Origin of the sequence: Humidesulfovibrio sp., from assembly GCF_031082295.1 — a bacterium.
In the GTDB taxonomy this organism is placed as follows: domain Bacteria; phylum Desulfobacterota; class Desulfovibrionia; order Desulfovibrionales; family Desulfovibrionaceae; genus Humidesulfovibrio.
Genome location: NZ_JAVHLD010000055.1, coordinates 1 through 9,405, shown reverse-complemented (window position 1 = coordinate 9,405; position 9,405 = coordinate 1). Strand labels below are relative to the sequence as shown.

The window sequence follows — 9,405 nt, the reverse complement described above, 5'->3', positions numbered from 1 at the left end:
GTCTTCCGCGAATCTTACGGCTGTCGACAGCATAGATGGGCCTCAGGCCACCGGCCGCCGGAGGCATCCCAGGCTCTGGCTCAGGCTTCGGCTCCGGCATCGGCTATTCGAGGATGACTTCGCCTTCGAGTTGGGAGTTGTCGGGCAATTTGAGTTGTTTGCGCGCGCGGTTGATGACGCGCACGTTGCCGGTGCATTTGACGTTTCTTCCGAAGCGCACGTCGCCGTGGACTTCCAGCCGGTCGCAGGCCAGCAGCGAGGGTGCGCCCTTGGGGAAGCGTTCCTGGAACATGTCTATTTTCTTGTAGTATTTTTGGTCCAGGGAGATGCTTGGCAGGGGTGTGGTGCGCAGGGGGTTTTGTTCGATGGTTTCGAGCTTGGTACGGATGAAGCAGTCGCTCATGACGAGCAGCAGGTCTTGGGTGGTTTTGACGGGTGCGAAGCGTGTGCGCGGCACGAGCACGGCGCGGGCGTCCTTGAAGGCGGAGATGGCCGAGCCCATGGCGGTTTCGACCTGCAGCACGGGTGGAGATTCCGGGTCGCGCGGGTCCAGGGTTTTGGGGTTCAGGATGAGGTCGAGCGGCATCATGAGGTTTTCGACGAACACGCGTTCCAGCACTTCGAGGTCGACCCAGAGGGAGTTGGTGTTGAAGTAGCGGTGCTTTTCGATGTCGGCGAAGCTGTCCTGCTCGTTGTCCGGGCATTGGGCCTGTTCACGCAGCGTGAGGCGTCCCGAGAGCTTGACGCGGGCCAGGTGTCCGCCCTTGCGGTCCAGGTGTGTGCGCTGGGCCACTTCCATGAGGAAGGGCAGTTGCTCCTTGGCCATGTAGCCCAGCAGGCGCGAATCCATGACCGCGCCCAGGTTGTCTGAGTTGGAGAGGAAGGCGTAGCGGTAGCCGTGGCGCAGCAGTTTGGAGAGCAGGCCGGAGGTCACGAGCGCGGTGTAGACGTCGCCGTGTCCTGGCGGGTTCCATTCCAGTTCCGGGTTCTGGGGCCAGTCGGCGGGGGCCAGGTCGGCCTCCAGGATCTTGGGGTACATGTGCTGCACGAAGGCCAGCGGGATGCCGGTGTCGCCGTTGTCCAGGCTTTCGACCTTGAGCATGGTGTCGCGGTGGGTCTTGAAGCTGTTCATGAGCACCAGCGGCAGCGGGGACTTGTACTTCTTGCGCAGCACCTTGGCCTGGCGCACGATGATGTCGAGGAAGGTGTGGCCGTCCTTGACGGGGATGAGGCTTTTGGCGCGCTCCAGGCCCATGCTGGTGCCCAGGCCGCCGTTGAGCTTGATGACCACGGTGTGCTTGAGCGCGGCGCGCCCGGCCTCGATATATTCTTCCAGCGACTCGTAGGGCGGCACCTCGCCCTCGGCCACGGGGTCGATGTCGGCGTCGCTGGTCTTGCCTTGGGCGCCCTGCATGATCTGCGTGTAGTAGCATTTGAACACGTTGATGACGATGGAGGGGATGCGCCGCTCCTCCATCTTGAGGGCGAAGGGGCGGAACATGCTGTGGACCGAGGCGTCCTGTGCGGTGAGGCAGGTAATCTTCATTGTCGCTCCGGGTGAGGCGCGCGGCCCAGCCTGTGTTATTTCAGTTATTACAGTATAGGCGCGAACTTGTGCTAATTGCAAGCAGGAGTGGTTGCCCGCCGGAATAATGCGTGGCGCGGACGCGAAAACGCCCGGCGCAGGGTGGACCTGGCCGGGCGGGAGGGGGGTTTGTGCCTTGGCGGGTGGACCGCCTGCAGGAAGGCCGGCGCTAGGCCAGCGGCGTCACCGAGGCCTGGCCCGCGGCCACGCCGACCACCAGGGCCGAGAGGGCCTGGACGCCGCCAAAGCTGGTCACGGCCAGGACCATGTCGCCGGTGGACAGGTTGTACTCGTCGACGGCGGCATCGAAGTAGCCCGCGTCGTCCACGGTGCCGATGGCGTCCGGGGTGCGGTAGAGGAACAGCTGCTGGCCGGGCACGCCGCCCATGAGCCTCATGGTGGAAGCGTCATAGCTCACGTTGGTTCTCCTTTTCGTTTGAGGGTTGCGGCTAGGCGGCCAGGGCCGCGTCGTCGTCGCAGTCGATCTCCACCACGCCGTCCTCGTCGATGAGGCACGCGCCCGCGGAGAGCAGGTGGTCCACCAGGTGGGCGGCCTTCTCGGGCACCCAGTCGGTGAAGACCTTCACGTCCTGGCCCTCGGCCAGGCCCACGGCGTTGCGGTGGTACAGGAAGCACTTGCGCGTGCCGGAGACCAGGGGCAGGCCGGTGTGGAACATCCAGGTGATGCCGAGCCAGGTGCGGCTCTCGGTGCCCTTGAGCCAGGGGTAGCGGTCGCCCGCGAAGTCGGCGCTCTTGAACTCGCTGATGTCGAGCAGCTCGTTCCACTGGTGCGCGCCCACCACGGCGAAGCGGCTGCCGTCGTCGGGCACGTCCCTGGAGTTCAACTGGGCGAAGGCCTCCAGGATCTTGGCCTTGGTCAGGCCCTTGCCGTCCTCGGCCACCACGTTGGCGGTCTGGTCGAGCTTGGCCAGGATGAGCTCGTCGATCTTGCGGCCCAGGGCGTAGGCCCCGGCGTTGGCCACGACCAGCCGCTCGTCGGTGTTGCTCTTCAGCTCGTCGAGCTTGTCCACATAGTCCGCGCCGTACCAGTCTTCGAGGGTGGCGGTGACGGTGGAGTGGTCGACGTTCATGAGGGGCACGTTGCCGTGGCGGGTCTTCTTGCCCGCGGCGCCCTTGCCGTTCTTCTGGAACACGGCCGTGGCGCCGGTGATGTTGGTCTTCAGGCGCACGGTGTTGCGCAGCTTGCTGCCGCGCTGCTGGTAGGCCTCGTGCACATCGGCCACGTACATGGCGATGAACGAGTTGGTGATGCTGGTGGACATGCAATCCTCCGTGTTTCGGGGTTTCGGATTGCCGGGTGTCCCAGAGACTTCGCCGCGCGCCGTGAGGTGGCCAGGATCAAGATGGTGCCCCAGAGGAAGAGACGGCGCTCCGGCGCGCGGCGAAGCGGGGCCGGGTGCGAACCCACGCCGGGTCCGCTGGGGCACAGTATACCCCAGGTTTTGCCCTCGGACAAAAATTCCCTATTTTTGGCCGGAAAAAGGACAAAAATTCCCTCTTGACAGGGTTCTTGGGCGGGCCAGGATGCGGCCAGGGGCGCTGCCCCTGGACCCCCGCCGGTGGCCTGAGGCCCATCTATGCTGTCGACAGCCGTAAGATTCGCGGAAGACCGCTCATCGTAACGGCTGACGCCCGGCCCCCCCCAATGGGGCTGGGCAGGGGGGCGAGGGCAGGCTGAGCTTCTAAAAATAGTCTCTTTTGAAGCCAACTCGAGGGCTCAAGGGAAAGAGACCCTCTCGCGACTGACCCAAAGTGACAGGCTCCTGTGGACGGCTTTGCGTCCACAGGAGCCTGTCACGTACTGGGGAGTCCAGAGGGCCTCAGGCCCTTTGGCGGGGTCCAGGGGCGGCGCCCCTGGTTCTCCTCCCCTATGGACGCAGTCGCCTACAGGTCGGTGCCGAGCACTCGCCGCGCGATCTCCTTGGCGGCCTTGCGTCCCGCACCCATGGCGCTGATGACGGTGGCCGCGCCGGTGACGATGTCGCCGCCGGCGAACACGCCGTGGATGCTGGTCTCGCCGGTCTCGGGGTCGGCCTCGATGTAGCCGCGCTTGGTGAGCTTCAGGCCCGGCGTGGCCTCGAGCAGGATGGGGTTGGGCCTGGTGCCCACGGCGATGACGGCGAGGCCGACCTCAAGCTCGTCGGTCTGGCCTTCCATGGCCACCGGGCGGCAGCGGCCAGAGGCGTCGGGCTCGCCCAGGCACATCTTCTGGAGGCGGATGCTCTTCAGGCGCTTGTTCTCGTCGCCCACGAACTCCAGCGGGCCGCACAGGCACTTGAGCTGGACGCCCTCCTCGATGGCGTGCTCCAGCTCCTCGTGGCGGGCGGGCATCTCGTCCTTGGTGCGGCGATAGACGATGTAGACGTTCTTGGCGCCCAGGCGCAGGGCGGTGCGCGCGGCGTCCATGGCCACGTTGCCGCCGCCGATGACGGCCACGTTGTCGGCCTTGAAGATGGGCGTGTCGTGGTTGGGGAAGTCGTAGGCGCGGCCCAGGTTCACGCGGGTCAGGTACTCGTTGGCGGAAAACACGCCGATGTTGTTCTCTCCGGGCACGTTCATGAACTGGGGCAGGCCCGCGCCCACGCCCAGGAACACGGCCTTGTAGCCCTGGTCGAAGAGCTCGTTCACCAGGATGGCCTTGCCGCCGACCCAGTTGGTCTTGAACTCCACGCCGAGGGCCTTCATGGCCTCCACCTCGCGCCGGACGATTTCCTTGGGCAGGCGGAACTCGGGGATGCCGTAGACCAGCACGCCGCCGACCTCGTGCAGGGCCTCGAACACGGTGACCTTGATGCCCAGCGCGGCCAGGTATCCGGCAACGGTGAGGCTGGACGGCCCGCCGCCGATGCAGGCGACCTTCAGCTCCGGGCGCTCCATGCGGCAGGCGGCCTCGCCGGTGATCTGCAGGCAGGCGCTGTCGCCCTGGGCCAGGCGCGCGGCGAAGGTGTCGGCCACATAGCGCTCCAGGCGGCCGATGCACACCGGCCCGCCGGTCTTGTCCGGGTTCTTGCCCAGGATGCAGGAGCCCTCGCACTGGGTCTCCTGGGGGCAGACGCGGCCGCACACGGCGGGCAGGGAGTTGTAGTCGCGCAGGACCTTGTAGGCGCCGGGCAGGTCGCCCTTCTGGAGCTGGCCGATGAAGCCCTTGATGTCGATCTCCACCGGGCAGCCTTGGCGGCACATGGGCTTCTTGCACTGGATGCAGCGGTCGGCCTCGGCCTTGGCATCTGCCTCGGTGTAGCCCAGGGCCACCTCCAGGTAGTTCTGGATGCGCAGCATGGGGGCCTGGGTGGGCATTTCGGTGCGGGGGGTCTTCTTCATGACCTTCTTCTCGGGTGCGTCGCTCATGCTATTTGCCCTCCCCACACTGGCATTTCTGCTGAAAGAGCTTCATGGACTCCTGCTCCTCGGGCTTGAACTGGCCCAGGCGCAGCCTGAGCTCGCCGAAGTCCACGGCGTGTCCGTCGAACTCGGGCCCGTCCACGCAGGCGAACTTCGTCTCGCCGCCCACGGTGCAGCGGCAGGCGCCGCACATGCCGATGCCGTCGACCATGATGGAGTTGAGGCTGACGGTGGTCTTGACGCCGAAGGGCTTGGTGACCTTGGCCACGGCTTCCATCATGGGCACGGGGCCGATGGCCACGACCTCTGAGACGTCCTTGTCCTCTTCCAGGCGCTTTTTCAGCACCTCGGTGACAAAGCCCTTGTGGCCCACGGAGCCGTCGTCGGTGGCCACGAGCACCTCGGGGCAGAAGGTGCCGAGCTCGGTGCAGAAGAGCAGCAGGTCCTTGTTGCGCGCGCCGATGACCGCCACCACATGGTTGCCCGCGGCCGCGTGGCCCTTGGCGATGTGGTGCATGGCCGCGACGCCGGTGCCGCCGCCCACGCAGATGACTGTGCCCTGCTTCTCGATGTGGGTGGCCTTGCCGAGCGGCCCGCAGAAGTCGGGCAGGCTCATGCCTTCCTCGAAGGTGTTGAGCTCGGCGGTGCTCTTGCCCACCACCAGGAACACGATGGTCACGGTCCCGGCCTTCGCGTCGCAGTCGGCGATGGTGAGCGGGATGCGCTCGCCCTTTTCCGAGGTGCGCAGGATGACGAAATTGCCAGGCTTGGCCTTGGCCGCCACGTGGGGCGCGTCGATGACCAGCAAGGTGGTCTGCCCTGGGATGAGAATTTTCTTCTGCAGGATGCGATAGCTCATGTGGTCCTCATGGTGGGTTTTGGGGTTGCCAAGGCTGTAGCGCGTCACCCTGGCGAATGCAATACGTACGGGCCTGCCACGCTTGAAGCATTTCGCCGTAAACGGCGGGGTGCGCGGCATTTTCCGCATGGTGTGCGGCAGGCGGCCGCAGGTGTGCGGCGTGAAAATAATTCTGCGCAGGGCTTGCCAAACAGACGCAGCGTGGTTACAGCTTTGCCATGGCGCGCCTGCCTTGGCTCCTTGTTCGGAGCGGCCCGCGCCTGCCTTCCACGGACGGAAGACGCCTGAAGCCTGACGGACCCCACTGGATTGGGGGAGCCGACCGAGAAGATCGGCGGCGCACCGGATGGCGGAACACGCGGCTTCCGGTCTTTTTTTGGTGGACCGAAAGCCCGGGCAACCCCGGAGTCGGCCATGACCGCGCCCGTCCGTTCAGCCAGCGCCTCCCCCTTCGCCGCGGTGCGGCCGCAGGTGCATTCGCGCCGGGTTTCCCTGCGCGTGGGATCCTTCGGCCTCACCTACTCCACCAACCGTTTGCTCTGGGAAGGCCTGCAGGGCGCCGCCGAAGCCTCGGCCGAGCCCGCCTCCGCCCCCGAGCCCTCTCCCGCGTCCGCCCCTGTGGACCCCATTGCCGCCGCCACCCTGACCGACCCGAGCCTGACAAATCCGAGACTGCCCGGGCATATCCTGGTCAATCCGAAGCTGGCCGACCCGCCGCCGGTGGACGCCACCCCGGCGGTGGAGTCCGAACGCCCGCAAGGCCGGCCCGAGTCCAGCACCTTCCCCCTCGACCTGGAGGCCGCCCGCAGCCGCGCCGCACAGGCCGCAAAGAGTTACGGAACGGCATCCAGTACCTGGGAACAGCCAGCCGGACCCACCCAGGCGGCAGCCGCAACAGACGCAACAACCGCCGCAGCGCCAGGCTCCCCGGCCCAGGGCGTGGCCCAAACGGCGCAAGGCCCGCCAGGAAACGCCGCACCCCCGCAGCCGGACCAGGCCGGGCGCAAGGCGGCCCTGGCCCAGGCCATGCGCGCCACCAAGGCCTACCTGGCGTGCGCGGCGGGCTTCGTCTGTCCGCGGCCGATGCTCCAGGCCGTGGCTTGAGGCTCCGCCGGGGCGTCTAGCAGGAGTGGAAGTCCTTGTTGATGTAGAGCATGAGATCGAAGAGGTTGTGCGCCATCTCGTCGGCCAGGCCGGGTGAGTCCACCATGCCTGTGGCCTCCAGCCGGGCCGTCCGCGTGACGATCTTCGAGAAGAGCAGGCCGACCAACTGGTCGTCCCCCTGGGTCCAGGGGGTCTTGCCGGAGGGGAACTTCTTGTCGAATCCGTGGTAGTACATGCACCCTCCGCTTCCTGTGGCTTGGGTGGAAACGCCTGCGCCGCGCGGACCTTGCCCGGACCGCCGGGCGCTGCTATCCTCCACCCATGCCAAGATTATCGGCCAGGCCGGGCCAGGACTTTACACCCGGCGACAATGTCCAGACAGGGGGCGAGCATGAGCCAGAAGAACATCCTCGTGGTGGAAGACAACCTGGAGACCAGGGAGCTTCTGTCCTACAACCTCAAGAACGCGGGCTACGAGGTGCGCACCGCCGGGGACGGCCTGCGGGCGCTTGAGCTGGCCTCCCGCGCGCGGCCCGACCTGGTGCTGCTGGACGTTATGCTGCCCGGCGGCATGGACGGCCTTGAGATCTGCCGCAGGCTCAAGCAGGACGAGCGCACCCGCTCGGTGCCGGTGATCATGCTCACCGCCCTGGGCGACGAGGTGGACCGCATCGTGGGCCTGGAGCTGGGGGCCGAGGACTACGTGCCCAAGCCCTTCAGCCCGCGCGAGCTCCTGCTGCGCATCAAGGCCGTGCTGCGCCGCACCGCCAGCGCCCCGGAAGAGGCCGAGGCCGGGTTCCGCGAGGGCGGGCTGGCCATCGACTTCGAGGCCCACAGCGTGACCATCGACGGCGTGGACGTGGGGCTGACCAGCACCGAGCACAAGATCCTGCGCGAACTGGTGCGCGCCAAGGGCCGGGTGCTCCAGCGCGAGCGGCTGCTCGACACCGTGTGGGACACAGATTTCGACGGCACCTCGCGCACGGTGGACACGCACATGCGCCGCCTGCGCGGAAAGCTTGGCGCCTACGCCGACTGGATCGAGACCGTTCGCGGGGTGGGCTATCGCTTCAAGCCCCTGGCCGAGGGAGCGAAATAGCGAGGGCTATCGGTAGGCTATCGACAGCGTAAAATCATTTAAATTCAGTCTATTCTCTTAGTATCGGCAAGTGGCGCATGGCCGCAGGACAGGGACTCGAAATGAGCCGCCCAGCGCTCCACCGCCCGGTCCAGGCCGTAGCGCTCCAGCACATGGGCCCGGCCCAGCTGGCCCAGCTCCGACCGCTCGAACGGCCCCAGCGCCAGCAACTGCCCCAGCGCCCGCGCGATGAACCCCGCCCGCTCCGACTCCGGCACGCCCGGCGCCGAGAGCCCTGCCGGGGCCACCAGCCCCCCCGGACCGCACATGGTCCGCGCGTCGCCCACGTCCAGGCTCACGCACGGAACGGCGCAGGAAAGCGCCTCCAGCAGCGCGTTGGGAAAGCCCTCGCCCAGGGACGGCAGCACCAGCGCGTCCAGCGCGGCATACACCTGCGGCATGTCCTCGCGCCGGCCCAGCCGCAGGGCCGCACCCTCCAGCCCGTGCCGGGCGATCAACCCGCCAAGCTCCGCGCCCCCCGGCTCCGTGCCCTCGCCGCAGAACAGAAATCTCGCGTCGGGCCGCACGCGCAACAGCTCCTCGGCCGCGCGGCAGAACACCCCGTGGCCCTTCATGGGGTCCACCCGCGCAACAAGGCCGACCAGCGGCGCGCCCTCGGCCACGCCCCACTCCCCACGCAACCGCCCGCGCGCCACGGCGTCCGGGCAAAAACGCCCGCCGTCCACGCCGTTCTCCAACACCTCCAGCCGCCGGGGCCTATACCCCAACGCCCGGTGATGCTCCGCGCCAGCCTGGGAATTGGCCGTCACCGCCTCGGGCCAGCCCGACAACGCCACGCAAGCGCTCAACGTCAGCCGCGTGCCCAGCCCGTACTGCGCCAAATCCATGTACGCGCAACGCAAGCCCCAGCTCACCGCCGCGCCGCAGCCGCTCAGCCGCGCCGCCAAAAGCCCCAGCAAATCGGCATGATACAGCCACGTCTGCACCACCTGCGGCCTGTGCGCGCGCATCAGCCGCGACAAGCGCCACAGCCCGCGCGGGTCCGGCAAACCGCGCCCCATGCCCAAACTCTCCACCGGCACGCCCATGGACCGGATCACGCCAGCCATGGCGCCACCCTCAAGCAGGCTCACCACCCGGCACGCAAAACGCTCCGGCGGCAAACGCAACAACAAACGCGCCAACCACGTCTCCGCACCACCGGGATTCAATCCCGTGATGACATGCATGACCCTGAGCGGCTCAACCATAGCGCGACACCTAACGCATCACGACAACATTGTCATGTGCCTGAAGTGACAGGGCAAGGAACGAGAGCCTCCGGCGGCCGGGGGCAGCGGCCCCCGGACCCCCATCATGCGCGGAAAGGGCTGTTTCAGGAGGAACCTGAAACAG

9 protein-coding genes are annotated in these 9,405 nt (G+C 67.2%); 2 read left to right on the top strand and 7 right to left on the bottom strand.

Going from position 1 to position 9,405, the window contains the following annotated elements; translation table 11 throughout:
- Window positions 1-103: 103 nt before the first annotated feature.
- From RDU24_RS15490 to RDU24_RS15470, 5 genes are all read right to left on the bottom strand, one after another.
- Window positions 104-1,546, bottom strand: a complete 1,443-nt coding sequence (locus tag RDU24_RS15490) for a UTP--glucose-1-phosphate uridylyltransferase (RefSeq protein ID WP_308736685.1) — start codon at window positions 1,544-1,546, stop codon at window positions 104-106.
- Window positions 1,547-1,754: 208 nt separating this feature from the next.
- Window positions 1,755-2,003 (bottom strand): hypothetical protein, encoded by a 249-nt coding sequence (locus RDU24_RS15485; RefSeq protein WP_308736684.1) that lies wholly within the window; start codon window positions 2,001-2,003, stop codon window positions 1,755-1,757.
- 31 nt (window positions 2,004-2,034) lie between these two features.
- Window positions 2,035-2,868, bottom strand: a complete 834-nt coding sequence (locus RDU24_RS15480; RefSeq protein ID WP_308736683.1) for a phage capsid protein — start codon at window positions 2,866-2,868, stop codon at window positions 2,035-2,037.
- A 622-nt stretch (window positions 2,869-3,490) separates the two neighbouring features.
- Complete coding sequence (gene gltA / locus RDU24_RS15475) at window positions 3,491-4,954, bottom strand: NADPH-dependent glutamate synthase (RefSeq protein WP_308736682.1); 1,464 nt, start codon at window positions 4,952-4,954, stop codon at window positions 3,491-3,493.
- A 1-nt stretch (window position 4,955) separates the two neighbouring features.
- The gene (locus RDU24_RS15470) at window positions 4,956-5,807 is read right to left on the bottom strand and encodes a sulfide/dihydroorotate dehydrogenase-like FAD/NAD-binding protein (protein ID WP_308736681.1); all 852 of its coding nucleotides are present in this window, start codon (window positions 5,805-5,807) and stop codon (window positions 4,956-4,958) included.
- A gap of 414 nt (window positions 5,808-6,221) precedes the next feature.
- On the opposite strand from RDU24_RS15470, the gene RDU24_RS15465 reads away from it, so the two are divergent.
- Window positions 6,222-6,911: a hypothetical protein gene (locus tag RDU24_RS15465; protein ID WP_308736680.1), complete on the top strand. Its 690-nt coding sequence runs from the start codon at window positions 6,222-6,224 to the stop codon at window positions 6,909-6,911.
- 16 nt (window positions 6,912-6,927) lie between these two features.
- Here the strand turns inward: RDU24_RS15465 and RDU24_RS15460 are convergent, their stop codons facing one another.
- Window positions 6,928-7,146 (bottom strand): hypothetical protein, encoded by a 219-nt coding sequence (locus RDU24_RS15460; RefSeq protein WP_308736679.1) that lies wholly within the window; start codon window positions 7,144-7,146, stop codon window positions 6,928-6,930.
- A 156-nt stretch (window positions 7,147-7,302) separates the two neighbouring features.
- Between RDU24_RS15460 and RDU24_RS15455 the strand changes: the two genes are divergently transcribed.
- The gene (locus RDU24_RS15455; protein WP_308736678.1) at window positions 7,303-8,010 is read left to right on the top strand and encodes a response regulator transcription factor; all 708 of its coding nucleotides are present in this window, start codon (window positions 7,303-7,305) and stop codon (window positions 8,008-8,010) included.
- A 44-nt stretch (window positions 8,011-8,054) separates the two neighbouring features.
- On the opposite strand, the gene RDU24_RS15450 is transcribed toward RDU24_RS15455, so the two are convergent.
- Complete coding sequence (locus RDU24_RS15450; protein ID WP_308736686.1) at window positions 8,055-9,239, bottom strand: glycosyltransferase; 1,185 nt, start codon at window positions 9,237-9,239, stop codon at window positions 8,055-8,057.
- Window positions 9,240-9,405: the final 166 nt, after the last annotated feature.